Source organism: Pseudomonas serboccidentalis (assembly GCF_028830055.1).
Lineage (GTDB): Bacteria > Pseudomonadota > Gammaproteobacteria > Pseudomonadales > Pseudomonadaceae > Aquipseudomonas > Aquipseudomonas serboccidentalis.
In genome coordinates this window covers 3,729,278-3,754,800 of the sequence record NZ_CP101655.1, presented here as the reverse complement: position 1 = coordinate 3,754,800, position 25,523 = coordinate 3,729,278, and the positions used below count along the sequence as shown (strand labels likewise).

Here is a 25,523-nt window from a genome sequence, read left to right as displayed (position 1 = left end):
GACTCAGATGCACGCGCAAGTACAGACACATGAAAACAGCGGCGGCAGCCTGCGCTTCAACGGGATCGGTAAGACCTTTCCCGGGGTGAAGGCGCTGGACGCCATCAGCTTCGTCGCCCACCCGGGGCAGGTCCACGCCCTGATGGGCGAGAACGGCGCCGGCAAATCGACCCTGCTGAAAATCCTTGGCGGGGCCTACATCCCGAGCAGCGGCGAGTTGCAGATCGGCGAGCAGACCATGGCCTTCAAGTCGACGGCCGACAGCATCGGCAGCGGCGTCGCGGTGATTCACCAGGAGCTGCATCTGGTGCCGGAAATGAGCGTGGCCGAGAACCTGTTTCTCGGCCATCTGCCGGCCAGTTTCGGCCTGATCAATCGCGGCACCCTGCGCCAGAACGCCTTGGCTTGCCTCAAGGGTCTGGCCGATGAAATCGATCCGCAGACCAAGGTCGGGCGCCTGTCACTCGGCCAGCGGCAACTGGTGGAAATCGCCAAGGCGCTGTCTCGTGGCGCGCATGTGATCGCCTTTGATGAGCCGACCAGCAGCCTCTCGGCCCGCGAGATCGACCGCTTGATGGCGATCATCAGTCGCTTGCGCGATGAGGGCAAAGTGGTGCTCTACGTTTCCCATCGCATGGAAGAAGTGTTCCGTATCTGCGACGCGGTGACGGTGTTCAAGGATGGTCGTTACGTGCGCACCTTCGACGACATGAGCCAACTGACCCACGATCAACTGGTGACCTGCATGGTCGGGCGCGACATCCAGGACATCTACGATTACCGCAGCCGCCCACGTGGCGCGGTGGCGCTGAAGGTCGACGGTTTGCTCGGCCCGGGCCTGCGCGAGCCGGTGAGTTTCGAGGCGCACAAGGGCGAGATTCTCGGCCTGTTCGGCCTGGTCGGGGCCGGGCGCACCGAGTTGTTCCGGCTGCTCAGCGGGCTTGAGCGCAACACCGCCGGACGCCTGGAATTGCGTGGCCATGAACTGAAGTTGCGCTCACCGCGTGACGCGATTGCCGCCGGGATTCTGCTGTGCCCCGAGGACCGCAAAAAGGAGGGGATCATTCCGCTGGCCAGCGTCGCCGAAAACATCAACATCAGTGCCCGTGGCGCCCATTCCGGCTTCGGTTGTCTGCTGCGCGGGCTGTGGGAGAAGGGCAACGCCGACAAGCAGATCAAGGCGCTGAAAGTCAAAACACCGCACGCCGGGCAACAGATCAAATTCCTTTCCGGCGGCAACCAGCAGAAGGCCATTCTCGGTCGCTGGCTGTCGATGCCGATGAAGGTCCTGCTGCTCGACGAACCCACCCGTGGCATCGACATCGGTGCCAAGGCCGAGATCTACCAGATCATCCATAACCTGGCCGCCGACGGCATTTCGGTGATCGTGGTGTCCAGCGACCTCATGGAGGTCATGGGCATTTCCGACCGCATTCTGGTGCTCTGCGAAGGCGCGCTGCGCGGCGAAGTCAGCCGCGACCAGGCCAATGAATCCAACCTGCTGCAACTGGCTTTGCCGCGCCATCGCGCTGACGGCGTGGCGAACTGAGAGGTGACTATGATGACCATCCAAAACAAGGCGCTGCCGACTCCCCGCAAACCGCTGGACCTGCGGCGCTTCCTCGACGACTGGGTCATGCTGCTGGCGGCCATTGGCATCTTCGTCGCCTGCACCTTGCTGATCGACAACTTCCTTTCGCCGCTGAACATGCGCGGGTTGGGGCTGGCGATTTCCACCACCGGCATTGCCGCGTGCACCATGTTGTACTGCCTGGCGTCGGGGCATTTCGATTTGTCGGTGGGCTCGGTGATCGCCTGCGCCGGGGTGGTCGCAGCGGTGGTGATGCGCGACACCAACAGCGTGTTCCTCGGCGTCAGCGCGGCGCTGGTGATGGGCCTGATTGTCGGGCTGATCAACGGCATCGTGATCGCCAAGCTGCGGGTCAATGCGCTGATCACCACGCTGGCGACGATGCAGATCGTCCGTGGCCTGGCCTACATCTTTGCCAACGGCAAAGCGGTGGGCGTGTCGCAGGAATCGTTCTTCGTCTTTGGCAATGGCCAGTTGTTCGGCGTGCCGGTGCCGATCCTGATCACCATCGTCTGTTTCCTGTTCTTCGGCTGGCTGCTGAACTACACCACCTACGGGCGCAACACCATGGCCATCGGTGGCAACCAGGAAGCGGCGTTGCTCGCCGGGGTCAACGTTGACCGGACCAAGATCATCATCTTCGCCGTGCATGGCGTGATCGGCGCACTGGCCGGGGTGATTCTCGCCTCGCGCATGACCTCCGGGCAGCCGATGATCGGCCAGGGTTTCGAACTGACCGTGATCTCGGCGTGTGTGCTGGGCGGGGTGTCGCTGAGCGGCGGGATCGGCATGATCCGGCACGTGATTGCCGGGGTGTTGATACTGGCGATCATCGAGAATGCGATGAACCTGAAGAATATCGATACGTTCTACCAGTATGTGATTCGTGGTTCGATTCTGCTGTTGGCGGTGGTCATCGATCGCCTGAAACAACGGTAACCCGCATCCCCTGTAGGGGTGAGCCTGCTCGCGATAGCGTTCTTTCAGTCACATCGATGCTGGATGTGTCGACGTCATCGCGAGCAGGCTCACTCCTACAGTAGACCGCGCCAGTCTCCGGCCTCTCGTCATCTTCCCCAAATATTCCTTGCCCGCCCACGCCCGTTTCGGGTATCAATTTGTACATGATTAGACAGGTACGATTTGACAAGAAACAACGGGTGGTCGACGAACTCGTCCGGCGCATCGAAAGCGGCCTCATGGAGGACGGCTTTCTGTTGCCCGGTGAGCATCAGTTGGCTCAGGAATTCAAGGTCAGCCGTGGCACGTTGCGCGAAGCGCTGGCCGAACTGAAGCGGCGCAATTACATCGCCACGCAAAGCGGTGTCGGCTCGATCGTCACGTTCGACGGCGTGGCGCTCGACCAGCGCAGCGGCTGGGCGCAGGCACTGGCCGACAGCGGGGCGCTGATCAACACCGAAGTGCTGCGTCTGGAAGCCGTGACCCGGCCCGACCTGCTCTCGCGGTTCGGCACCGACCAATTCATCACCCTCGACCGTCGCCGGCGCGCCAACGACGGCACGCTGGTGTCCCTCGAACGCTCGTTGATGCCGGCCACCGGCGGCCTGGAAAGCCTGCCGCGCGTCGGTCTGATCGACAACTCGCTGACCATCACCCTGGCTGCCTACGGCTACATCGGCGAGCGCGGCGATCAGTGGATCGGCGCCGAGCCGCTGAATGCCGTAGACGCCGAACTGCTCGGCCGCCCGGTGGGTAGCGTTTTTCTCAAGGCCCTGCGCACCACCTACGACCGGCAGAACCGCTTCATGGAGCAGGTCGAAAGCCTGCTCGACCCGGTGCATTTCCGCCTGCACCTGCAATTTGGAGAATCGAAATGACCGCGCTCAACCGTGCCCTGGGTGCGTTTTATGGCCTGGCTCTGGGTGATGCGCTGGGCATGCCGACGCAATCGCTGAACCGCGAAACGATCAAGACCCGCTTCGGCCGGATCACCGAGCTGCAGGACGCCGGTCCCCTGCAACCGATCGCTGCCAACATGCCCAAGGGCTCGATCACCGACGACACTGAACAGGCAATTCTGGTCGGCCAATTGCTGGTTGAAGGCAAGGGCCGGATCGAGCCGGCAGTGCTCGCCCAACGGCTGATCGAGTGGGAAGCCGAGATGCAGGCCAAGGGTTCGCAGGACCTGCTCGGCCCGTCGACCAAACGCGCCATTGAGATGATCCTCGCCGGCCACTCGCCGGAGGAGGCCGGGCGTTATGGCACCACCAACGGCGCGGCGATGCGCATCACCCCGGTGGGCATTGCGGCGGATGTTGCCGATCCTCAGCGGTTCATCGCCGCGGTGGTTCAGGCCTGTCAGGTCACCCACAACACCACACTGGGCATTTCCAGTGCGGCAGCGGTGGCGGCGGTGGTCTCGGCCGGGGTCAATGGCATGGATCTGGGCGAGGCGCTGAACCTCGGCCAGCAGATAGCGCAACAGGCTGAAGCGCACGGGCACTGGGTCGCCGGTGGGCGCATCGCTTCGCGCATCAGTTGGGCGCGCAGCATCAGCGTCGACAGCGACAAGGCACTGTTGGCCGATCTGCTGTACGACGTGATCGGCACTTCGGTGGCGTCGCAGGAATCGGTGGTGGTGTCGTTCGCCCTGGCGCAGCAAGTGGCCGTCGGCGAGATGAGTGCGTTCGAGGCGTTGTGCATGGCCGCCAGCCTGGGCGGTGACACCGACACCATCGCGGCCATCCTTGGCGCCATGCTCGGGGCCTGCCTGGGTCTTGAGAGCTGGCCGGCGCCGATGATTGCCACGGTCAAAGCGGTCAATCATCTGGAGCTTGAGCCCCTCGTGAAAGGACTCCTCACCTTACGCTGAGGAACCTGTGTAGGAGCTGCCGAAGGCTGCGATCTTTTGATCTTCAGCAGTCTTCAGGCAGCCGGAAAATCAAGATCAAAAGATCGCAGCCTGCGGCAGCTCCTACAGGAGGTGCGCAGTTTATTGAATTGCCCACAAACACAATAAAGGCAAACAGGAGCACTGTTCATGAGTTCATCAAACGCCGCGCAAAGCGCCGGGCAGTTGGAAACCCGCGGTATCGAGCCGGTGCCGGAAGCCGAGTGCAACGGTCATCCGCTGCAACTGTTCTGGGTCTGGTTCGCCGCCAACATTTCCATTCTCGGTCTGCCGCTGGGCGCCACGCTGGTTGCGTTTCGCGGATTGGCGATCTGGCAGGCGATCATCGTCGCGATTGTCGGTGCTGCCGGATCGTTCGCGGTGGTGGGGATCATCTCGATTGCCGGCCGCCGTGGCCGTGCGCCGAGCCTGACCTTGTCGCGCGCAATTTTTGGCGTACGCGGCAACATCGGCCCGACCCTGGTTTCGCTGATGTCACGTCTGGGCTGGGAAACCGTCAACACCACCACGGCGGCATTCGTGCTGCTGTCGCTGTGCTCGATCCTGTTTGGCTCGCCGGTTGAAGCGAAAAGCGCACCGGTGCTGACGCTGATCTTCATCGCGATCTTCGTTCTGCTGACCCTGTCGGTCTCCGGCCTCGGTCACGCCACCCTGCTGGTGATCCAGAAGTGGGCGACCTACGTGTTCGGCGCACTGAATATTCTGGTCGGCGGCTTCCTTTGCGCGACCATCGACTGGAGCGCCGTGTTCAACGCCACGCCCGCACCGCTGAGCGCAATGATCATCGGCATCGGCACCATGGCCGCCGGCACCGGGATCGGCTGGGCCAACGCCGGTGCCGACATGTCGCGCTACCAGCACCGCAGCGTCAAAGCCGTGCGCCTGGTCGCGTCCGCCGCGTTCGGCGCGGGGATTCCGCTGGTGCTGCTGATCACCCTCGGTGGTCTGTTGTCGGTGGGCAACAACGATCTGGCGTCGGCGACTGACCCGATCGTGGCGATCCGCGACATGCTGCCGACCTGGATGGCCGTGCCCTACCTGATCACCGCGTTCGGCGGCCTGCTGCTGTCGAACAACCTCTCGGTGTACTCCGCCGGTTTGACCACGCTGACCTTGGGCCTGAAGGTCAAACGGGTCTACGCGGTGGTGGTGGATATCGTCGCGATCTTCGCCGGCTCGATTTACTTCATGCTGATCGCCGACAGCTTCTACGGCCCGTTCATCACCTTCATTTCCCTGCTGGCGGTGCCGATCACCGCGTGGGTCGGGATCTTCGTGGTCGACCTGATTCATCGTCACTACTACAGCCCCAAAGACCTGCTTGACGTCAGTCCGAGCAGTGCCTACTGGTATCGCGGCGGCATCGAATGGCGCGCGTTCGGCGCGTGGGCGATTGCCATCGTGCTCGGCTTCAGTTTCACCACCATTGGCACCACCGACGAGAACGTCTGGTTCAAGGGCTTTTTGTCCGACTCGTGGCTGGGCCACAACGGTTTGGGCTGGATCGTGACCTTCGTGGTGGCCGGTGGCATTTACTTCGTCCTCGGCGGGGCGAAAGATCGCCGTGCCGCGCAAGTCGAGAATGCTCATGCCTAAGATGTTGCACACCGGCCAGGTCATCATCGACCTGGTGATGGCTGTGGATCAGCTGCCGCAAGTCGGCGGCGATGTGCTGGCGCAGTCTGCCGCTTTCGAGGCCGGCGGCGGTTTCAACGTGATGGCCGCTGCCGTACGCAATGGCTTGCCAGTGGTTTATCTCGGTCGCCACGGCAGCGGGCGCTTCGGCGATCTGGCGCGTCAGGCGATGAACGCTGAAGGCATCCGTATCGGCATCAAAACGCCTGCGCAACCCGACACCGGGATTTGCGTGGCGCTGACCGATGCGTCGGCCGAGCGCAGTTTCATTTCCTGCATCGGCGCCGAAGGCGAGGTGACCGAGGAGGACTTGAACAGCGTGGCCGCCGAGGCGGGCGATTACGTCTATGTGAGCGGTTACAGCCTGTTGCATGAAGGCAAGGCGCAGGCGCTACTGGACTGGACGCTGGCGCTGCCGGATACGATTAACGTGGTGTTCGATCCGGGCCCGTTGGTCGAGTCGCCGGACTCGGCGTTGATGCAGGCCCTGCTGCCGCGCATCGATGTGTGGACCAGCAACAGCGTCGAGGCGTTGCGCTTTACCGGAGCGGCGGATATCGCTGAGGCGCTGGATCGGCTCGCCGGGCATCTGCGCAACGACGCGCTGATCGTGGTGCGCGACGGGCCACAGGGGTGCTGGATTCATCAGGCTGGCGAGCGTCGGCATGTGCCGGGGTTTGCCGTGAAGGCGGTGGACAGCAATGGTGCCGGTGATGCGCATGCCGGGGTATTTGTCGCCGGGTTGGCGCAGGGTTTGAATGCGCATGAGGCGGCGCGGCGAGCGAACGCGGCAGCGGCTTTGGCAGTGACGCGCTGGGGGCCGGCGACATCGCCGGGGGCTGCTGAAGTGGATGCATTGATACGCGGCGACTGAACAATCGTCATCGCCAGCAGGCTGGGTCCCACAAGGGAATCGCGTCGCTTACAAAACCCCTGTAGGAGTTGCCGCAGGCTGCGATCTTTTGATCTTGAAAGATCGCGGCCTGCTGCAGCTCCTACAGGACTCAACTGCTTGCGGATCTACCGTCAGCTATCGAGCTTTCTCGCTGCTTCGACGCCGGCCGCACTAAGCTTGATCGGCAGGTTCAACGAGTGTTCGCCGGCCTCGTTGCAGGTCACATGACCATGGTGGATCAGCCCGCGATCCTGCAGGGCGGCGAGGGTGCTGGCCACGACTTTCTCACCGCGATAGTTGTCCAGCACCTCTTTGCCCAGTCCGCTCGGATGGGCGTGCAGCAGGCGGGTGAGGACTTCTTTTTCCAGGTTTTTATCGACGTTCATGGTTACCTCTTCATTGGGTTGAATAGGACGCTCGCGTCGGCGAACTACTGACCGGTACCTTCGGAGCCCGAGCCACCGGTGGTGGTTTTCGAGCCAACGCCGGGGCCGGCGTTGTCGGGTGTTGCAGGGGAGTCAGGCGTGTTCATGCCACCCTGGCGACCGGGATCACTGCCTTGGGTGCGCGGATCAGTGCCGGTGGCGGGCGGCTGATTGATCAATGGAACCCCGGAACCATCGGTGTTCATGCCAGGCGCACTATTGATGGCGGGCGCGCGTGGCGGTGGAACCGGATCGGTGGGGCCTGTGCCCGCTGCAGTGGTGGTGGCGGCGAACACCGCGGGGCAGAGCAGGGCGCTGAAAACGAGGGCAGTCAACCTTGACGGGATCATAGGGCATCTCCAGTGATTGGAATCCTTACCTGTCGTTGGTCTGCCCCCGGACTGGATTGGTGCCTGATGATCGACGAACGGTTCTGATTGCTTGCACGGCGCGACGTCGTCGAAGCCTGGATCGCTGCGCGCCGGAGTAATAACGTCAGGCGATGCCGATTTCTTCCTTGAACTGCTCCATGAAACCCTTCAAGCGTTGATGGCGGATCTGCGCCAGACCTTGCCCGGCAACGGTCTGGAAACCGTCGGCGAGGTGCAGCAGTTTGGTCTGGAAATGATCGAGGCAAAAACGTGTGTCGTCGTACTCGCGTTGTTTCGCTTCGGGATCCTGCGGGTCGTACAGCGCCGCGCCCATGCGCCCGGCGACGTAGAAGGTGCGGGCAACACCGAGCATGCCCAGCGAGTCGAGACGGTCGGCGTCCTGGACGATTTTCGCTTCGAGGGTCAGCGGGGTGAGATTGGCGGAAAAGCTGTGGGCTTCGATGGCGTGGGTGACGGCGGCGATTTTGCTTTCGGGCCAATCCAATTCAGCCAGCACGTTTGCGGCTTTCTCTGCCGCGAGACGCGAGGCCTGCGAGCGCAGGGGCGAGTTCTTTTCGACAGCCACGCAATCGTGCAGCAGCACGGCGGCGAGCAACACTTCAAGGTCGCCACCTTCCTCGGCCTGCAAGGTGCGCACGTTGTGCCAGACCCGGTGCAGGTGGGCGAGGTCGTGAGCGCCGTCGTCTGACGGTTCGAGGGCGTGGGGCAGCAGCACCACCGCGAGCGCCTCCATGGGCATAAAAATCTCAGTGTTCATGAGCGTCCTTTCAGGCTGTCGAAATTCCCTGTGGGAGCGGAGCAGGATATTCTCTGTGTTGCCATATGACGAGCGGCGCGTCCGGCCTTACTATGGCGCTTTCCCTTTTCCGACAAGGCCCGTCCATGACGATCGACATCCGCCCGGCGACCCCCAGCGATGCTCCGCAAATCCTCGCCTTCATCACCGAACTGGCAGATTTCGAAAAGGCCCGCCACGAAGTTATCGCCAGCGTCACCGACATCGAGCGCAGTCTGTTCAGCGAAGGCGCCACCGCCCACGGCCTGATCTGTTTGCGTGACGGTGTGCCGATCGGTTTTGCGGTGTTCTTCTTCAGCTATTCGACATGGCTCGGCAGCAACTGCCTGTACCTCGAAGACCTCTACATCACCCCCGAGCAACGCGGTGGCGGTGCCGGCAAAACCCTGCTGCGGCATCTGGCGAAAATCGCCTGTGACAATGATTGCGGGCGCTTCGAATGGAGCGTGCTGGACTGGAACACCCCGGCCATCGAATTCTACAAATCCCTCGGCGCGCAGCCGCAGGAAGAGTGGGTGCGCTATCGCATGGATGGCAAGGTTTTACGCGAGTTTGCCGAAGGCTGATCACAATGATGGCCATCCAATGCTAATTCGATTGTCGCCAGCGCTCTAGTCCGGCATTCTACGCGCCATTTTTGCGCGCTCACGGACGACAACTGCAATGCCTCTGGCACTATTTCTCCACGCCCGTGGAGCCTTCGCTGCGTCAATGAGTGACCGGCGATGAGCGGACTGCGGGCGTCAATGCGTCTGTACGGCCTGGTGAAAAACTCAGGCTCCACTGACAACCCTCAGCGGCAACCGGTAGACATCCTGTGCATCGTCAATCGCACGGGCGGCAAAGCCATTCGTGCGTTTGTGTCGCGGCTTGACGCCGAACTCATGGCGCGCAGCGCCGGCCTTGATGACTACCGTGTGATCCCGTTACGCCAGTTTGAGCCGAATGCGTTTATCGACGCGCATCAGGGCTGGCTGACGTTGCACATCTGCTGCGGTTTCGTCGCCCCGGCCGGCGATTCGTTGCTCAAGGACGGCGCGCTGATCCCGATGGGCTGGTACGTCTATTCCGAGGTGGGCCGATGGACTGCCGAGCATCATCTGGACCTCGGCGTGCAAATGGCCGATCTGCTGCAATCGACCTACGAGCGCAATCACCTGCGTAATTACAACGCCTGGCTCAACGACCTCGACGACGCCTCGCCGGCCGAACTGGCGTGGCAAACCGACGAAGCCTGGCGACACCTGCAAACCGCCACATCGCCCGACAGCCGTGAGCATTGCCACGCCCTGTTTGACCCTGTCGACAACCGCTGGCGCTTCGCCGCAACCGACATCGATATTCATCAGCCACACCCGGAACGCCCGAAGCAAGGAGCTTTGAATTGAGTGGTAAACCCGCTGCACGCGTCACCGACCCGACCGACTGCCCATTGCCAGGGCATGGCACCAACCCGATTGTTTCCGGCTCGCCCGACGTCTTCTTCGACGGCCTCGCCGCCGCGCGCATGACCGATAAATCGGCCTGTGGCAGCCCGATCACCGGCGCCGTTTCCGGCACCGTATTCATCAACGGCCTGAACGCCGCCACGCTCGACAGCACTGGAGGTCACGGCAATGTCGTGGTCGGTGGGTCGGGGACGGTGATTATCGGCCAGAGTGGTGGAGGCGCGGCGTTTAGCGGGTTGTTGCCGATGCCGGTGCATTTTACGGACAAGTTGCAAGTGGTAAATGAAGCGACTGGCGAGCCTGTCCCGAACCATCCTTATGCAATCGAACGAGGTGATGGACGTCTTGAGCACGGCATTACCAATGAACAGGGCTTTACCCACACGGTCAGCTCCCACTTACCCGAATCCATAAAACTGTTTGTAGAGTGATTGAAATGGAAGCTGAAAGTCCTGCTTCTCAGGCTTGCAATAAACTGGCGGCGAGTCATGAATTGACTTGCAAATCCGATCAGAGCGTCAAGACAGTTGCGGTGAGTGTCAAAAAGATAGTGGTGTTTTTTATTGGCGGCGCTGGGGATAAAGAGCAGTACTACCAAGACCAGCCGCCTCACCATAATGTGACCGCCGCGCAGGTTCTGTTGCCTAAAAAATTCAGCGACGCCCAATTAACGAAATTGCAGTCGGTGTATCTGAGTTATAAGGATGTTCGCGGCAAGAAGGACATTGACAAGTATGTACATCGCCACTTGAAAGGCGATAAATCAATTTACATCAGTATCGTCGGTCATAGTCTTGGTGGGTGGAATGGTGCCCACCTGGCAGCCATACTCAAGGAACAGGGTTACACGGTAAAGTCGCTGGTCACACTTGATCCTGTTGGTGGTGGATTGGGGGTCTGGCTGATTTCTGACATTTACGCTACCACCCCTAAACCTGGGGCGGAGTACTGGATAAACATACTGGCGGCTCCCTCGAAACCCAATCAATCCGATGATGTGGCCGACATGGGCGAACGATGGAAAATGAGTTCCGGTCCGGATATCAACCTGTCCGTAGATGCCAATCACGAAGACGCAGGCAAAATGTTCAAGGCAGTGGCTCTTGGCGAGCAATCGGCACGTGATCTTATCGCTGAGAGAATGATCAAATATCTGGAGTCTTGAGATGAGAATCTTGCTCGCAATTGTTTCACTTGTTTTGTGTGCCTCGTGCGCAAAAAGAGTGCCCTTGCCGGAATCCGGGATTGATTTTGTTTCCGTCACCAGACAGGGAGAGAACGCTTTTTTAGATGTTCGATTCAGTTCAAAGACTGACGTGTTGCGTTTTTTTGAAATACATGCCGGTCAGAATCAGGTGGGTAACAGTTTGATCTGTTCATTGGATGAAGCCGGTGTCTTCGAAACGAAGCAGGACCTGGTCAGGTATTTCGAGGGCGAAGTCGTAGCGGCGAAAGATGAAGGTTCAGCGTCCTCGCACGTTTATTCAGCCGAGGTGTTTGCCGTGTACACACCGGATGGTGGAACGCTGAGTACATATATCAGTAAAGAGCAAGTGCTGGCCATTTTGAAGCTGCGTAAAGTTGTCGTTTGTAAGTTCAAGACTGCCGCTTATTCCTATGGTCCTTATTACTCAGAGTCGATGGATGTTCCTGCCAGCGCTTTTATCCAGGCGATACAGCATAAGCAGGCATTCTGATGGCGGTGATGGCTGAACCTGTTCGAGGTAGGGCGAGATTGTTCTATCCCAAAATATGGGATGCAAAATTACATATTGAGATTTCCGGTCTGAGAGGTCTATAGTCCGTCGCACTCACTGCCAAAAACAAAACAGGTGAAGCGATGCAGGCGCAATTGATCGCGCTCGATTGGGGGACGACCTCATTACGTGCTTACAAACTCGCGGCGGGCGGGGTGGTGCTGGAGCAGCGTGCGCTGTCGTCCGGGATCATGCAGTTGCCCAAGACCTCGCGAGTCATCAACGGTCGTGAATGCGCCGACGGTTTTGAACTGGCCTTCGAAGACGCGTGTGGCGACTGGCTCGATGCGCAGCCGGATCTGCCGGTGATCGCCTGCGGCATGGTCGGCAGCGCCCAGGGCTGGCGCGAAGCGGCCTACTGCGAAACACCGGCGAACGTCGCCAATCTCGGAAATTCCCTACAAACACTGGTCAGTCTGCGCGGCACGCGGGTGCATATCGTGCCGGGCGTGATCCAGCGTTCACGCCTGCCGAACGTGATGCGCGGTGAAGAAACCCAGGTCCTCGGCGTGCTGCAGAACCTGCCGGCCGAGACGGACGGCGACCTGTTGATCGGCTTGCCGGGCAGCCATTCCAAATGGGTGGAAGTGGTCGATGGCCGCATCACTCATTTCGATACCTTCATGACCGGCGAAGTGTTCGCCGTGCTCAGTGAGCACAGCATTCTCGGGCGTACCCAGCAACCGGGGGCGGCATTCGATGGCCTGGCCTTTGACCGTGGCGTGCAAGTGGCGCTGTCGACGGACGGCGAACTCGGTGTGCTTTCCACGCTGTTCAGTGCGCGCACCTTGGGCCTGACCGGCGAACTGGCCCCGACGGCGCAAGCGGATTACCTGTCCGGGCTGATGATCGGCCATGAACTGGCGGCGCTTGCCACCGTGCAGCGGCGTCGGCGCCACAGCGTGCATCTGCCCTCGATCATCCTCATCGGCAACGCGCAACTCTGCGCCCGCTACAGCCGCGCGCTGGAGGCCTGTGGTTTCGCCAACGTGACGCTGGCCGAGCAGGCCACCGAGCGTGGCCTGTGGCAACTGGCGCTGGCCGCCGGACTGCTCGATTCCTCATCCCGTTAACCCTGACTGGAGGCCTGACATGCTCAAGCAAGCACTGGCACAAAACGGTCTGATCGCGATTCTGCGTGGCCTGCATCCGCAGGAAGCCGCCGCTATCGGAGAAGTCCTGTATGCCGCCGGATTTCGCGTCATCGAAGTACCGCTCAATTCCCCTTCACCGTACGAAAGTATCCGCATCCTGCGCCAGACCTTGCCCGCCGATTGTCTGATCGGTGCCGGCACGGTGCTGACCCCGGAACAGGTCGAGCAGGTGAAAGCGGCTGGCGGCCAGGTGATTGTCATGCCGCACAGCGACGCCAAAGTGCTGCGCGCAGCGAAAGCGGCGGGGCTGTACCTGTCGCCGGGTGTCGCCACGCCGACCGAAGCCTTCGCGGCGCTGGAGGAGGGCGCGGACATTCTCAAGCTGTTCCCGGCCGAGCAGATGGGCCCGGCGGTCGTCAAAGCCTGGCTCGCGGTGTTGCCAGCGGGGACGGTGCTGGCGCCGGTCGGCGGCATCACCCCGGACAACATGCAGGTGTTCATCGATGCCGGGGTCAAAGGTTTCGGGCTCGGTTCCGGTCTGTTCAAGCCGGGCATGACGCCGGAGCAAGTGGCGGTGAACGCCAAGGCCTACGTGGCCGCCTGGAAAGCGCTTCGCTAAGACTTTTTGGCGCCGCGTGCGCTGCATCTAATAAGAGCTGCATTTACAAAAAGAGAGCAGAGATGAAAATCACCAAACTCACCACCTTCATCGTCCCGCCGCGCTGGTGTTTCCTCAAGGTCGAAACCGACGAAGGCGTCACCGGTTGGGGCGAGCCTGTGGTCGAAGGCCGCGCCCACACCGTCGCCGCTGCAGTCGAGGAATTGTCCGACTACCTGATCGGCAAAGACCCACGCAACATCGAGGACATCTGGACCGTGTTGTACCGCGGCGGCTTCTACCGCGGCGGCGCGATCCACATGAGTGCGCTGGCCGGTATCGATCAGGCGCTGTGGGACATCAAGGGCAAGGCCCTCGGTGTGTCGGTCAGCGATCTGCTCGGCGGTCAGGTGCGTGACAAGATCCGTGTGTATTCGTGGATCGGTGGCGACCGTCCGGCCGATACGGCACGGGCGGCGAAAGAGGCGGTGAGCCGTGGTTTTACCGCGGTGAAAATGAACGGCACCGAAGAGCTGCAGTTCCTCGACTCCTTTGAGAAAGTCGATCTGGCCCTGGCCAACGTGGCTGCGGTGCGTGATGCGGTCGGGCCGAACGTCGGTATCGGCGTCGACTTCCATGGTCGGGTGCACAAGCCGATGGCCAAGGTGCTGATGAAAGAACTCGACCCATACAAACTGATGTTCATCGAAGAACCGGTGCTCAGTGAAAACTACGAAGCGCTGAAAGAGCTGGCGCCGCTGACGAGCACGCCGATTGCCCTCGGTGAGCGGCTGTTCTCGCGTTGGGACTTTAAACGCGTGTTGAGCGAAGGCTACGTCGACATCATCCAGCCGGATGCCTCCCACGCCGGCGGCATCACCGAAACCCGCAAGATCGCCAACATGGCCGAAGCCTACGACGTGGCGCTGGCGCTGCATTGCCCACTGGGGCCGATTGCGCTGGCGGCGTGTTTGCAACTCGACGCGGCTTGTTACAACGCGTTTATCCAGGAGCAGAGCCTGGGCATCCATTACAACGAGAGCAACGATTTGCTCGACTACGTGAAGGATCCACGGGTGTTCGACTACGACCAGGGCTTCGTGAAGATTCCGAACGGGCCGGGGCTGGGTATCGAGATCAACGAGGAATACGTGATCGAGCGCGCCGCCGTCGGCCACCGCTGGCGCAACCCGATCTGGCGCCATGCCGATGGCAGTTTTGCCGAGTGGTGAGTGCTTACTGATTCAACACAATTCAAATGTAGGAGTGAGCCTGCTCGCGATTCGGTTTTTACATCCGGCATGTCTATGACTGACAGGACGCTATCGCGAGCAGGCTCACTCCTACAGGGATTAGTGCAAGGCCTCAGGCCGACCTCAATAAACATAAGAAGAGGTATCTCTCATGCCACCGCAAACCCTCACCGGGCAGGCGTCTTTAGTCACGCCCAGCCGCAAGCGGTTCTTCATCATGGTGTTGTTGTTCATCACCGTGGTCATCAACTACCTCGACCGCAGCAACCTGTCGATTGCCGCACCCGCGCTGACCAGCGAACTGGGCATCGATCCGGTTCACGTCGGGCTGATTTTCTCCGCGTTCGGCTGGACCTACGCCGCGATGCAGATCCCCGGCGGCTGGCTGGTGGACCGGGTGCCACCGCGCATTCTCTACAGCGTCGCGCTGCTGCTATGGTCGCTGGCCACGGTGATGCTCGGTTTTGCCGCGAGTTTCATTGCACTGTTCGTGCTGCGCATGGCGGTCGGCGCGCTGGAAGCCCCAGCCTATCCGATCAACAGCCGCGTGGTGACCACCTGGTTTCCCGAGCGCGAGCGGGCCACGGCGATTGGTTTCTACACCTCCGGGCAATTTGTCGGGCTGGCGTTTCTGACCCCGGTGCTGGCGTGGCTGCAACATGAGTTCGGCTGGCACATGGTGTTCGTCGCCACTGGCGCGGCGGGCATTGTCTGGGCGGCGATCTGGTACGCGGTGTATCGCGAGCCGCGAGATTTCAAGGGCGCCAACGATGCGGAGATCGACCTGATCCGCGAGGGTGGCGGGCTGGTAGACATTCAAGCGCAAACGGCCAAGGCGTCGTTCAGTTGGACCGACCTGGGTATCGTCCTGACCAAACGCAAGTTGTGGGGCATCTACCTCGGCCAGTTCTGCCTGAACTCGACGCTGTGGTTTTTTCTGACGTGGTTCCCGACCTACCTGGTGAAATATCGCGGCATGGACTTCATCAAGTCCGGCCTGCTGGCGTCGCTGCCGTTCCTTGCCGCGTTCATTGGCGTGCTGTGTTCGGGGTTCTTTTCCGACCTGCTGATTCGCCGTGGTTGCAGCGTCGGCTTTGCGCGCAAGTTGCCGATCATTGGCGGGCTGCTGATTTCCACCTCGATCATCGGCGCGAATTTTGTTGAGTCGACGCCGCTGGTGATTGCCTTCCTGGCGCTGGCGTTTTTCGGCAACGGGCTGGCGTCGATCACCTGGTCGCTGGTGTCGACACTGGCGCCGGCGCGGTTGTTGGGGCTGACCGGCGGGGTGTTCAACTTCATCGGCAACCTGTCGGCGATTGCCACACCGATCGTCATCGGTTTTCTCGCCAGCGGTGACTCGTTCGCGCCGGCGATCACCTACATCGCGGTGCTTGCGCTGGTCGGTGCATTGTCCTACGTGTTGCTGGTGGGCAAGGTCGAGCGTATCGAGTTGTAGTGCTCCGCGTCGGGCGACCATAATGCCGCCCGTTCCCTCGCTCAACGGTAAAGGCTGGATATGCAGGAAGACGCCCCGGAAAAAACCAAGGACGCCGCACCCACCGGCACGCAGACGCTGCTTCGCGGACTGGGTGTGGTGCAGGCGGTGGCCAGTGGCGCCCGCGATCTGAAAGAGATCGCCCGGCTGATCGGCACCACGCGCAGCACCACCCATCGGCTGGCCAGTTGCCTGGTGGACGAGCGCTACCTGCGCGTGGTGCCGCAAATCGGCTATCTGCTGGGGCCCAAGTTGATCGAGCTGGGGTTTCAGGCGCGCGAAGAGTTGCCGCTGGTGAGCCTGGCCGGGCCGTATCTGGACGAGTTGTCGGCGCTGACCGGCGACACCGTGCATCTGGGTATTCGTGAAGGTGACGAGGTTCTGTACCTGCTGAAGAATCCGGGGCGTAATGGCCCGGAAATGCGTTCGCGGGTCGGCCATCGGATGCCGCTGGCGCGCACCGGGATCGGCAAGGCCTTGATGCTCGATGATGCGCCGCAGGATTGGCAGCGGCTGTACGACATCAGCCTGCCGGCGGGTGGGAAAAGTCAGTTCTGGCCGCAGCATCCCCAGCAGTCGTGGGAACAGCTTGAGCAGCGCATGACCGAGTACGTGGCCGGTGGCTACGCGTTCGATCTGGAAGACAACGAACCGTCGATCCGCTGCGTGGCGGCGCCGATTCGCGATGCGAGCAAGCGCATTGTGGCGGCGATCAGCATCGCCAGCACCGTGCCGTACATGCCGCTGGAAAAAATGGCCGAGCTGATCCCCCTGATCAAAGGGGTCACAGCCCGGCTCTCGGCGGAGCTTGGCTTGAAGGTCTGAGGCCTTAAACCTTGAGCGTCGCCATGTCGATCACGAAGCGGTACTTCACGTCACCGGCGATCATGCGCGCGTAAGCCTCGTTGATCTGGCGGATGTCGAGCATTTCGATGTCGCAGGTGATGTTGTGCTCGGCGCAGAAATCCAGCACTTCCTGGGTTTCGGCGATGCCACCGATCAACGAACCGGCCAGCACCCGGCGGCCCAGTACCAGGTTGGCAGCATGCACCGGCGGGTCGATCGGCTCGATCAGCCCTACCAGAATATGCACGCCATCAAAGCGCAGGGTTTGCAGGTACGGGTTGAGGTCGTGCTGCACCGGAATGGTGTCGAGCAGGAAATCGAACTGGCCTGCGGCGGCGGCCATCTGTTCGGCATCGGTGGAGACGATCACATGATCGGCGCCCTGACGACGACCTTCCTCGGCCTTGCTCGCCGAACGGGTGAACAGCGTGACTTGCGCGCCCAGGGCCTTGGCGAACTTGATGCCCATGTGGCCGAGGCCGCCCATGCCGAGAATCCCGACCTTGTCGCCGGCCTTGACGCCGTAGTGCTTGAGCGGCGAGTAGGTGGTGATGCCGGCGCAGAGGATCGGCGCGGCGCTGGCCAGGTCGAGTTTCGCCGGGATGCGCACCACGAAGTGCTCGCTGACGACGATGCTGTCCGAGTATCCGCCCATGGTGTTGCTGCCGTCGACCCGGTCCGGGGTGGCGTAGGTCATGGTCGGACCTTCGAGGCAGTATTGCTCGAGGTTCTGCTGGCAGGCGGCGCAGGTGCGGCAGGAGTCGACCATGCAGCCAACACCGACCAGATCGCCTACTTTATGTTGGGTGACGTTCGCACCGACTGCGGTGACTTTTCCGACGATCTCGTGGCCGGGCATCAACGGATAAACGGCGATGCCCCATTCGTTGCGCGCCTGGTGGATGTCGGAGTGGCAGACGCCGCAGTACAGGATCTCGATCGCCACGTCGTCAGCGCGAGGGCTGCGGCGTTCGAATTTCATCGGGGCGAGGGGAGTGGTGGCCGATTGAGCGGCATAACCGATTGCGGTGTACATGAGGAACCTCGCAGAAGCAGTGACAGGTGAGGTGGCGCATTCTGGGCGCCGTCCGCTGCGGCGGCCATGACGATTTCTCCGGGTCTCATGCCTAATCCTCCGGCATGCGGGTCTGGGCAATCGCATTGGCAAAAGGATCTGCGATGATGCTTGCATGCCTTTTTTCGTGACTTTTTTGAAGACCCATTCGATGCAGTTGACCCGCCACCTTGATGCCAATGCCACGCTGGTTTCGTTGATCGAGCCGCTGGCGCTCCGCGACGGTTACAGTCAGACCGGGCTGCCCGGCGTGCAGGTCTTGCGCGCCAGTTGCGACGTCGCGCGCGGCCCGCACATTTATGAGCCGAGCCTGATGATCATCGCCCAGGGCAGCAAACTGGCGTTTCTCGGCCCGCGCACCATGGAGTATGGCGCCGGGCACTATCTGATTCAGGCGCTGCCGGTGCCGTTCGAGTGCGAAACCTTTGCCTTGCCGGATGCGCCGTTGCTGGGCGTGTCGGTGGCCATTGACCGGGTGCTGCTCGGTGAGCTGGTGCTGGCCATGGGGCTGGCGCCGGGGCGGCACATTCCGGCGCAGACGCCGGAGTCGATGACCTCGGTGGTGCTCGACGATGACATGCGCGGTTGTGTTGAACGCTTGCTGCGCTGCCTGCACGATCCGCTGGCGTGTCAGATTTTGGGGCCGGCGCGGGTGCGCGAATTGTTGTTCACCGCGCTGCGCGGGCCGCAGGCCGATGTGTTGCGCGCGCTGGTGGAGCAGCAGGGGCAGTTCGCCCGGGTCGCGGCGTCGATCAGCCATCTGCATGCGCATTACACCGAGCCGTTGAACGTCGAGACCCTGGCCAGTTGCGCCAACATGAGCGTGTCGACCTTTCACGAGCACTTCAAGCGCAGCACCCTTTTGTCGCCGGTGCAGTACTTGAAGCGCTTGCGTTTGCTCAAGGCGCAGACGTTGTTGATCGCCGAGGGGCTGGGTGTGGCGCAGGTGGCGCATCGGGTGGGGTATCAGAGCACGTCGCAGTTCAGTCGTGAGTACAAGCGCTACTTCGAGCGCAGCCCGGGCGAGGAACGCGTTGCCTGATCCTGCGCAGATCCCCTGTAGGAGTGAGCCTGCTCGCGATAGCGGTGTGTCAGATAGAGGTGTGTCGACTGATACTCCGCTATCGCGAGCAGGCTCACTCCTGCATTGGTTTTGTGGTGTTGCAGGAATTATGGGCAACAAAAAGGCCCCCATTTCGGGAGCCTCGTTGTTCAGCGATACGACTTACATATTCGGGTAAGTCGGGCCGCCAGCGCCTTCCGGCGTGACCCAGGTGATGTTCTGCGAAGGGTCCTTGATGTCACAGGTCTTGCAGTGCACGCAGTTCTGGGCGTTGATCTGGAAGCGCTTCTCGCCGTCTTCCTTGGTGATCACTTCGTAGACGCCGGCCGGGCAGTAGCGCTGCGCCGGTTCGTCGTACAGCGGCAGGTTCTTGCTGATCGGGATGCTCGGGTCGGTCAGCTTCAGGTGGCACGGCTGCTCTTCTTCGTGGTTGGTACCGGAGATGAACACCGAGCTCAGTTTGTCGAAGCTGAGTTTGCCGTCCGGCTTCGGATAGTCGATCTTCTTGCAGTCGGCCGCCAGCTTCAGACACGCGTAGTCCGGCTTGGTGTCGTGCAGGGTGAACGGCAGTTTGCCGCCGAAGATGTTCTGGTCCAGCCAGTTGAAACCACCGCCGACGATGGCACCGAACTTGTGGATCGCTGGGCCGAAGTTGCGGCTGGCGAACAGTTCGTCGTAGAGCCAGCTCTTCTTGAACGCGTCCACGTAGGCGGTCAGTTCTTCGGTGCCATCCTTCTCGGCGAACAGTGCGTCGGCCACCGATTCAGCGGCGAGCATGCCGGACTTCATCGCCGTGTGGCTGCCCTTGATTTTGGCGAAGTTCAGGGTGCCGAGGTCGCAACCGATCAGCGCGCCGCCCTTGAAGACCATTTTCGGCAGCGAGTTCAGGCCACCTTTGCAGATCGCGCGAGCACCGTAGCTGACGCGCTTGCCGCCTTCCAGATACTGGGCCAGCACCGGGTGATGCTTGAGGCGCTGGAACTCGTCGAACGGCGACAGGTAGGTGTTGCTGTAGGACAGGTCAACGATCAGACCGACCACCACCTGGTTGTTTTCCAGGTGATAGAGGAACGAGCCGCCGGTGTTTTCGGTGCCCATGATGTCCAGCGGCCAGCCGGCGGTGTGGACTACCAGGCCTGGCTGATGTTTGGCCGGGTCGATTTCCCAGATTTCCTTCAGGCCGATGCCGTAATGCTGGGCGTCGGCATCGCTGTCGAGGTTGTAGCGCTTGATCAGTTGCTTGCCGATGTGGCCACGGCAGCCTTCGGCGAACAGCGTGTACTTGCCACGCAGTTCCATGCCCGGGGTGTACAGGCCTTCTTTCGGATTGCCTTCACGGTCGACGCCCAGATCACCGGTGATGATCCCGCGCACGATGCCGTTGTCATCGATCAGCGCTTCCTGAGCGGCGAAGCCCGGGTAGATTTCCACGCCCAGGTTCTCGGCCTGCTGCGCCAGCCAGCGGCACAGGTTGCCCAGAGAAATAATGTAGTTGCCTTCGTTGTGCATGGTCTTGGGCACAAAAAAGTCAGGGACTTTCTGCGCGCTGTCGGCGTTTTTCAGTACGAAAATATCGTCGCGGGTGACCGGGGTGTTCAGCGGGGCGCCGAGTTCTTTCCAGTCCGGGAACAGTTCGTTCAGAGCGCGTGGTTCGAACACGGCACCGGAAAGGATATGTGCGCCGACTTCGGAGCCTTTTTCGACCACGCAGACGCTGATTTCCTTACCGGCTTCGGCGGCCTTCTGCTTCAGACGGCAGGCGGCGGACAGGCCAGCGGGGCCGGCACCGACGATGACCACGTCGAATTCCATGTATTCGCGTTCCACAGGCTATCTCCTACTCAAGGCTCAACAGTTTTTTTTCTAATTTGGAGGTTCGGTGTCGTATCCGTTATTGCCTTTACGTTAACGTCAAGGGTAATAATGGGCAAACCACCTTTCTCTCTAGGCGGCGCATTATATCTACACCACTCTGAGCGTCCAATACAAACGTTTGTTTGAATCGGCTCCAGCCCAGAGAAATCAAAGAAGCGCGGCTTATGAACGACCATTTTGCCGTATTGACCGGAATAGGCGTTCCGGTCAAGATACGGGCGGTTTTGCGCTCGCCGTAGGCAGACTGGCGGTTTCAAGAGCACCTCTAAAGACAGGGCACAGGCAGTTGAAGGTGATGCGCAGCGCAGGTCTGGCGCGCAGTTTACACACCGTCACGCGGCATGACTTCTCGGTCACCACTGACGAACGGTCATCGCGCCCCGCCGGCGTTTTTAGAGGTGCCCTTGTGCCCGATGAGCATCAACCGCCAGGTTCGCCTAGGCGACTTTCTTTTCACCGGAGAGTAACGAGGAATCCATGAAGGTTCTTGTAGCTGTCAAACGCGTTGTGGATTACAACGTCAAGGTTCGCGTCAAGGCGGACAATTCCGGCGTAGACCTCGCCAACGTCAAGATGTCGATGAACCCGTTCTGCGAAATCGCAGTGGAAGAAGCCGTACGCCTGAAAGAGAAAGGTGTTGCGACCGAAATCGTCGTCGTCTCCATCGGCCCGTCCACCGCTCAGGAACAGCTGCGTACCGCACTGGCTCTGGGTGCCGACCGCGCCATCCTCGTCGAATCCGCTGAAGACCTGACTTCGCTGGCCGTGGCCAAGCTGCTCAAGGCTGTGGTCGACAAGGAACAACCTCAGTTGGTGATCCTGGGCAAACAGGCTATCGACAGCGACAACAACCAGACCGGCCAGATGCTCGCTGCACTGAGCGGCTACGGTCAGGGCACGTTCGCCTCGAAAGTCGAAGTCTCCGGCGACAGCGTTGCCGTGACCCGCGAAATCGACGGCGGCGCGCAGACCGTTTCCCTGAAACTGCCGGCCATCGTCACCACCGACCTGCGTTTGAACGAGCCGCGCTACGCGTCCCTGCCAAACATCATGAAAGCCAAGAAGAAGCCTCTCGAAGTGCTGACTCCGGACGCTTTGGGCGTTTCCACCGCCTCCACCAACAAGACCCTGAAAGTCGAAGCGCCGGCTGCACGCAGCGCGGGCATCAAGGTCAAGTCGGTGGCTGAACTGGTCGAGAAACTGAAAAACGAAGCGAAGGTAATCTAATCATGACTATCTTGGTAATCGCCGAACACGACAACAAAGTGCTGGCTCCGGCCACACTGAACACCGTGGCTGCTGCTGCCAAAATCGGCGGCGACATTCACGTGCTGGTTGCAGGTCAAGGCGCTGGCGCCGTGGCTGAAGCCGCTGCGAAAATCGCTGGCGTGAGCAAAGTCCTGAACGCTGACAACGCCGCTTACGCGCATCAGCTGCCGGAAAACGTTGCGCCGCTGGTGGCTGAGCTGGGCAAGGGTTACAGCCACATTCTGGCTGCCGCCACGTCCAACGGTAAAAACATCCTGCCGCGCGTTGCCGCTGCACTGGACGTTGACCAGATCTCCGAGATCATCTCGGTAGAAAGCGCTGATACCTTCAAGCGCCCGATCTACGCCGGTAACGCGATTGCCACCGTGCAATCGACCGCCGCGATCAAAGTGATCACCGTGCGTGCCACCGGTTTCGACCCGGTTGCCGCTGAAGGCGGTTCGGCGGCTGTCGAAGCCGTTGCTGCTGTGCACGACGCCGGTACTTCCAGCTTCGTCAGCGAAGAACTGGCCAAGTCCGATCGTCCTGAGCTGACCGCTGCCAAGATCGTCGTTTCCGGCGGCCGCGGCATGCAGAACGGCGACAACTTCAAACACCTGTACGCCCTGGCCGACAAGCTGGGCGCTGCCGTCGGTGCTTCGCGCGCCGCGGTCGACGCAGGTTTCGTACCCAACGACATGCAGGTCGGTCAGACCGGCAAGATCGTTGCGCCGCAGCTGTACATCGCCGTCGGTATCTCCGGCGCGATCCAGCACCTGGCCGGCATGAAAGACTCCAAAGTGATCGTTGCGATCAACAAGGACGAAGAAGCGCCGATCTTCCAGGTGGCCGATTACGGCCTGGTGGCGGATCTGTTCGAAGCAGTCCCTGAGCTGGAGAAGCTGGTCTAATCCGGCGGCTTCACTTATAAAGAGCCCGGCCTTCTGGTCGGGCTTTTTTTTGTTTCGCATTTGAGTGGAGCGTGTTGCCATGGATCTGCACCGCAGGTTGTTATTGGGATTGGTCCTCTTGCCGGGGCTGGCCGTGGCTGCCGGCAAGTGCGAGCGCCTCGTTGTCACCGGCAGCCCGGACGCACCGCCGTACCTGTGGCAGGACCCGCAGAATCCCAAGCAATTGATCGGCGCCAGTGCTGACCTGCTGCAGCAAGTGGCCAAGGACCTGGGCATCAAGGTCGAGCTGCTTTACGCCGGCAAACGCGCGCAGGCCCTCGATGAGGTGCGCAGCGGGCGCATGGACATGCTGGCCGACACGCCGCTGATGTTCAACGAGCTGGAAAACCTCGATTACATCTATCCGCCGTTGCTGGAAAACGACTACCTGGTGTGGACGCGCAAAGGCTCGGCGCTGGTCTACAGCGAAGCCAAAGACCTGCACGGGCACACCGGCGGGCTGTCGGAAAAGTCTCGCATGACCCAGGCATTCGGCACTTTCGCCGAGCAGAATCTGACCCTGACCCGGACAGCCAACATCACTCAGGCCTTTCAGAAATTGCTTCTCGGTGAAGTGGAATATGTACTTGCCGGACGCTACTCGGGTATGGCGGCCGCGCAGGCGCTGGGCATGGTCAATGATCTGCTGGCCTTCGAGCAACCGATCGACCGGCCGGGCCTGTTCCTCGCGGTTTCGCACAACTCCGCATGCAACGATCCGTGGTTGCGCGGACAGCTCGCTAAAAAGATGACAGAATTGCCCGCGTCCGGACTGACCGAAGCCGCGCTGCAACGCAACATCGAGCGCTGGAAGGCGCAGCAGCAACAGCCGCAGCCATCTGTCAGTGCCCCAAAACAGTAGGGATTCTTAGTGAGTATTCGACCTCTTTTCGCGGCCATGGCCGTTCTGGCCCTGGCCGGCTGCGCCAACGATCCGGCACCCAATGAACAAATGCGTCTGACCGAGCAGGCCATCGCCCAGGCCAAGGCTGTGGGTGCGACCGCCGATGAAATGCCGGAAATGAAACTGGCCGAAGACAAGTTCAACCGGGCCAAGGGCAACATGGCTGACGAGTCGTTCAAGAACGCGCGCATGCGTTCCGAACAGGCCGAACTGGATGCGCGTCTGGCCGAAGCCAAGGTGCTGACGCAAAAGAGCGAAGAGCAGCTGAATGTGCTGAACACCCGCATCATCCGTCTGCGCAAGCAACTGGGAGATGCCCAATGAGCCTCAAGTCAAAAGCCCTCGGCGGACTGATTCTGGCGGGTTGCGCGAGCCTCTACGGTTGCGCCGGTCAACACAGCGAAGCCGCCTTGCAGCAGGCCAGCAGCGACTTCCAGAAGGTCAAGGAAGACTCCAACGTGCTGCGCATCGCGCCGAAGGATGTGATTCGCGCCGGTGAGTCGCTGGCCCGTGCCGATCGCCTGTCGACCTATTGGGGCAGCGGCTGGGACGTGGCGCATTACGCCTACCTGAGCCAGCGCTACAGCGAAATCGCCCGTGAACACACCAATCTGGTGCTTAACGAAGAGCGTGCGGCAAAGCTGGAGTTGGAACGCCAGCGTCTGCAACTGGCCCTGCGCGAGTCCAAACTGCTGAGCGTGCAGCAGCAGGGCAAGTGGCTAGAAGAACAGATCGTTGCGCTGGCCACCACGCAAACCGATCGCGGTCTGGTCATGACCCTCGGCGACGTATTGTTCGACACCGGAGAAGCGGAGCTGAAGAGTTCCGCCAACCGCGTGGTGTTGAAGATCGTGCAGTTCCTGCAACTCAACCCGAAGCGCGTGGTGCGTATCGAGGGCTACACCGACAGCACCGGTGGCAAACAGGAAAACCTCAAACTGTCGCGTGATCGCGCCCAAGCGGTGGCCGATGTGCTGATGGACCTGGGCATTGAGGACAAACGCATTCAGGTCGAAGGTTACGGCGACGAGTACCCGGTGGACGCCAACGCTTCCGAGCGCGGGCGAGCACAGAACCGTCGGGTGGAAATTGTGTTCTCCGACGAAAAAGGCCAGCTCGGCGCCGCCCGCTGAGTGTCACCGCACCCTGTAGGAGCTGGCGAAGCCTGCGATCTTTTGATCTTTAAAAAGCAAGATCAAAAGATCGCAGCCTCGTTTCACTCGACAGCTCCTACAAAAGCCCGGCCTGTCATGCAGCGCCGGGTTTTTTTACGTCTGTCGATTGGCGCGCAAATCCATACAGTTGTAGCTG

General features: G+C 61.0%; 27 protein-coding genes. 22 read left to right on the top strand and 5 right to left on the bottom strand.

All coding sequences use genetic code 11. The features are described from left to right. The first annotated feature begins 7 nt into the window (after nucleotides 1-7). The 6 genes from araG (at nucleotide 8) to NN484_RS16970 (ending at nucleotide 6,972) form a co-directional block, all read left to right on the top strand. Nucleotides 8-1,549 (top strand): L-arabinose ABC transporter ATP-binding protein AraG, encoded by a 1,542-nt coding sequence (araG, locus tag NN484_RS16995; RefSeq protein WP_127648921.1) that lies wholly within the window; start codon nucleotides 8-10, stop codon nucleotides 1,547-1,549. Between the two features lie 12 nt (nucleotides 1,550-1,561). After that, nucleotides 1,562-2,530, top strand: a complete 969-nt coding sequence (araH, locus tag NN484_RS16990; RefSeq protein ID WP_027612371.1) for an L-arabinose ABC transporter permease AraH — start codon at nucleotides 1,562-1,564, stop codon at nucleotides 2,528-2,530. Nucleotides 2,531-2,715: 185 nt separating this feature from the next. Further along, entirely contained in the window at nucleotides 2,716-3,429 is a 714-nt protein-coding gene (locus NN484_RS16985; protein ID WP_215502051.1) for a GntR family transcriptional regulator, read from the top strand. Then, on the top strand, nucleotides 3,426-4,424 hold the full coding sequence (locus NN484_RS16980) for an ADP-ribosylglycohydrolase family protein (RefSeq protein WP_215502050.1): 999 nt from the start codon (nucleotides 3,426-3,428) through the stop codon (nucleotides 4,422-4,424). The genes NN484_RS16985 and NN484_RS16980 overlap by 4 nt, the downstream gene beginning before the upstream one ends. Nucleotides 4,425-4,592: 168 nt before the next feature. After that, nucleotides 4,593-6,059: a purine-cytosine permease family protein gene (locus NN484_RS16975; protein WP_215502049.1), complete on the top strand. Its 1,467-nt coding sequence runs from the start codon at nucleotides 4,593-4,595 to the stop codon at nucleotides 6,057-6,059. Further along, the gene (locus NN484_RS16970) at nucleotides 6,052-6,972 is read left to right on the top strand and encodes a PfkB family carbohydrate kinase (protein ID WP_274657514.1); all 921 of its coding nucleotides are present in this window, start codon (nucleotides 6,052-6,054) and stop codon (nucleotides 6,970-6,972) included. Before NN484_RS16975 ends, NN484_RS16970 begins: the two co-directional genes overlap by 8 nt. 152 nt (nucleotides 6,973-7,124) lie before the next feature. Here the strand turns inward: NN484_RS16970 and NN484_RS16965 are convergent, their stop codons facing one another. The 3 genes from NN484_RS16965 to NN484_RS16955 form a co-directional block, all read right to left on the bottom strand. Beyond that, nucleotides 7,125-7,379 (bottom strand): hypothetical protein, encoded by a 255-nt coding sequence (locus NN484_RS16965; protein ID WP_127648916.1) that lies wholly within the window; start codon nucleotides 7,377-7,379, stop codon nucleotides 7,125-7,127. Between the two features lie 44 nt (nucleotides 7,380-7,423). After that, nucleotides 7,424-7,768: a hypothetical protein gene (locus tag NN484_RS16960; RefSeq protein WP_127648915.1), complete on the bottom strand. Its 345-nt coding sequence runs from the start codon at nucleotides 7,766-7,768 to the stop codon at nucleotides 7,424-7,426. 145 nt (nucleotides 7,769-7,913) lie between these two features. Then, complete coding sequence (locus NN484_RS16955; protein WP_274657513.1) at nucleotides 7,914-8,567, bottom strand: HD domain-containing protein; 654 nt, start codon at nucleotides 8,565-8,567, stop codon at nucleotides 7,914-7,916. A gap of 125 nt (nucleotides 8,568-8,692) precedes the next feature. Between NN484_RS16955 and NN484_RS16950 the strand changes: the two genes are divergently transcribed. The 10 genes from NN484_RS16950 to NN484_RS16905 all read left to right on the top strand — a co-directional run bounded on the left by NN484_RS16950 (nucleotide 8,693) and on the right by NN484_RS16905 (nucleotide 17,076). Beyond that, complete coding sequence (locus tag NN484_RS16950) at nucleotides 8,693-9,172, top strand: GNAT family N-acetyltransferase (protein ID WP_127648913.1); 480 nt, start codon at nucleotides 8,693-8,695, stop codon at nucleotides 9,170-9,172. 159 nt (nucleotides 9,173-9,331) lie between these two features. Then, on the top strand, nucleotides 9,332-9,994 hold the full coding sequence (locus NN484_RS16945) for a hypothetical protein (protein ID WP_274657512.1): 663 nt from the start codon (nucleotides 9,332-9,334) through the stop codon (nucleotides 9,992-9,994). Beyond that, nucleotides 9,991-10,485, top strand: a complete 495-nt coding sequence (locus tag NN484_RS16940; RefSeq protein WP_274657511.1) for a PAAR domain-containing protein — start codon at nucleotides 9,991-9,993, stop codon at nucleotides 10,483-10,485. Before NN484_RS16945 ends, NN484_RS16940 begins: the two co-directional genes overlap by 4 nt. Before the next feature lie 5 nt (nucleotides 10,486-10,490). Beyond that, on the top strand, nucleotides 10,491-11,219 hold the full coding sequence (locus NN484_RS16935) for an alpha/beta hydrolase family protein (RefSeq protein ID WP_127648910.1): 729 nt from the start codon (nucleotides 10,491-10,493) through the stop codon (nucleotides 11,217-11,219). 1 nt (nucleotide 11,220) lies between these two features. Continuing rightward, nucleotides 11,221-11,751, top strand: a complete 531-nt coding sequence (locus NN484_RS16930; protein ID WP_127648909.1) for a hypothetical protein — start codon at nucleotides 11,221-11,223, stop codon at nucleotides 11,749-11,751. A gap of 143 nt (nucleotides 11,752-11,894) precedes the next feature. Then, nucleotides 11,895-12,884, top strand: a complete 990-nt coding sequence (locus tag NN484_RS16925; protein WP_274657510.1) for a 2-dehydro-3-deoxygalactonokinase — start codon at nucleotides 11,895-11,897, stop codon at nucleotides 12,882-12,884. 19 nt (nucleotides 12,885-12,903) lie between these two features. Further along, nucleotides 12,904-13,524, top strand: a complete 621-nt coding sequence (locus tag NN484_RS16920; RefSeq protein ID WP_215502042.1) for a 2-dehydro-3-deoxy-6-phosphogalactonate aldolase — start codon at nucleotides 12,904-12,906, stop codon at nucleotides 13,522-13,524. Nucleotides 13,525-13,586: 62 nt separating this feature from the next. After that, nucleotides 13,587-14,735 carry a galactonate dehydratase gene (gene dgoD, locus NN484_RS16915; RefSeq protein ID WP_007961968.1) on the top strand — a complete coding sequence of 383 codons (1,149 nt, stop codon included), beginning with the start codon at nucleotides 13,587-13,589 and terminating at the stop codon, nucleotides 14,733-14,735. Between the two features lie 172 nt (nucleotides 14,736-14,907). After that, nucleotides 14,908-16,212: an MFS transporter gene (locus NN484_RS16910; RefSeq protein WP_127648905.1), complete on the top strand. Its 1,305-nt coding sequence runs from the start codon at nucleotides 14,908-14,910 to the stop codon at nucleotides 16,210-16,212. Between the two features lie 60 nt (nucleotides 16,213-16,272). After that, on the top strand, nucleotides 16,273-17,076 hold the full coding sequence (locus NN484_RS16905; RefSeq protein ID WP_096794901.1) for an IclR family transcriptional regulator: 804 nt from the start codon (nucleotides 16,273-16,275) through the stop codon (nucleotides 17,074-17,076). A gap of 4 nt (nucleotides 17,077-17,080) precedes the next feature. Here NN484_RS16905 and NN484_RS16900 read toward each other — a convergent pair whose 3' ends face one another. Continuing rightward, nucleotides 17,081-18,133 (bottom strand): NAD(P)-dependent alcohol dehydrogenase, encoded by a 1,053-nt coding sequence (locus tag NN484_RS16900; protein WP_127648904.1) that lies wholly within the window; start codon nucleotides 18,131-18,133, stop codon nucleotides 17,081-17,083. 190 nt (nucleotides 18,134-18,323) lie between these two features. Here NN484_RS16900 and NN484_RS16895 point away from each other — a divergent pair, with 190 nt between their 5' ends. Then, a complete protein-coding gene (locus tag NN484_RS16895) occupies nucleotides 18,324-19,214 on the top strand; it encodes an AraC family transcriptional regulator (protein ID WP_127648903.1) in 891 nt (296 codons plus the stop codon). Between the two features lie 183 nt (nucleotides 19,215-19,397). Here the strand turns inward: NN484_RS16895 and NN484_RS16890 are convergent, their stop codons facing one another. Next, the gene (locus NN484_RS16890) at nucleotides 19,398-21,062 is read right to left on the bottom strand and encodes an electron transfer flavoprotein-ubiquinone oxidoreductase (protein ID WP_215502040.1); all 1,665 of its coding nucleotides are present in this window, start codon (nucleotides 21,060-21,062) and stop codon (nucleotides 19,398-19,400) included. A 525-nt stretch (nucleotides 21,063-21,587) separates the two neighbouring features. Between NN484_RS16890 and NN484_RS16885 the strand changes: the two genes are divergently transcribed. From NN484_RS16885 to NN484_RS16865, 5 genes are all read left to right on the top strand, one after another. Beyond that, on the top strand, nucleotides 21,588-22,337 hold the full coding sequence (locus tag NN484_RS16885; protein ID WP_003226982.1) for an electron transfer flavoprotein subunit beta/FixA family protein: 750 nt from the start codon (nucleotides 21,588-21,590) through the stop codon (nucleotides 22,335-22,337). Nucleotides 22,338-22,339: 2 nt separating this feature from the next. After that, nucleotides 22,340-23,269 (top strand): electron transfer flavoprotein subunit alpha/FixB family protein, encoded by a 930-nt coding sequence (locus NN484_RS16880; RefSeq protein WP_215502039.1) that lies wholly within the window; start codon nucleotides 22,340-22,342, stop codon nucleotides 23,267-23,269. Nucleotides 23,270-23,348: 79 nt separating this feature from the next. After that, entirely contained in the window at nucleotides 23,349-24,170 is an 822-nt protein-coding gene (locus NN484_RS16875) for a substrate-binding periplasmic protein (protein ID WP_274657509.1), read from the top strand. Between the two features lie 9 nt (nucleotides 24,171-24,179). Next, complete coding sequence (locus NN484_RS16870) at nucleotides 24,180-24,536, top strand: DUF4398 domain-containing protein (protein WP_174823771.1); 357 nt, start codon at nucleotides 24,180-24,182, stop codon at nucleotides 24,534-24,536. Then, on the top strand, nucleotides 24,533-25,345 hold the full coding sequence (locus NN484_RS16865; protein ID WP_215502036.1) for an OmpA family protein: 813 nt from the start codon (nucleotides 24,533-24,535) through the stop codon (nucleotides 25,343-25,345). Before NN484_RS16870 ends, NN484_RS16865 begins: the two co-directional genes overlap by 4 nt. Nucleotides 25,346-25,523 lie beyond the last annotated feature (178 nt).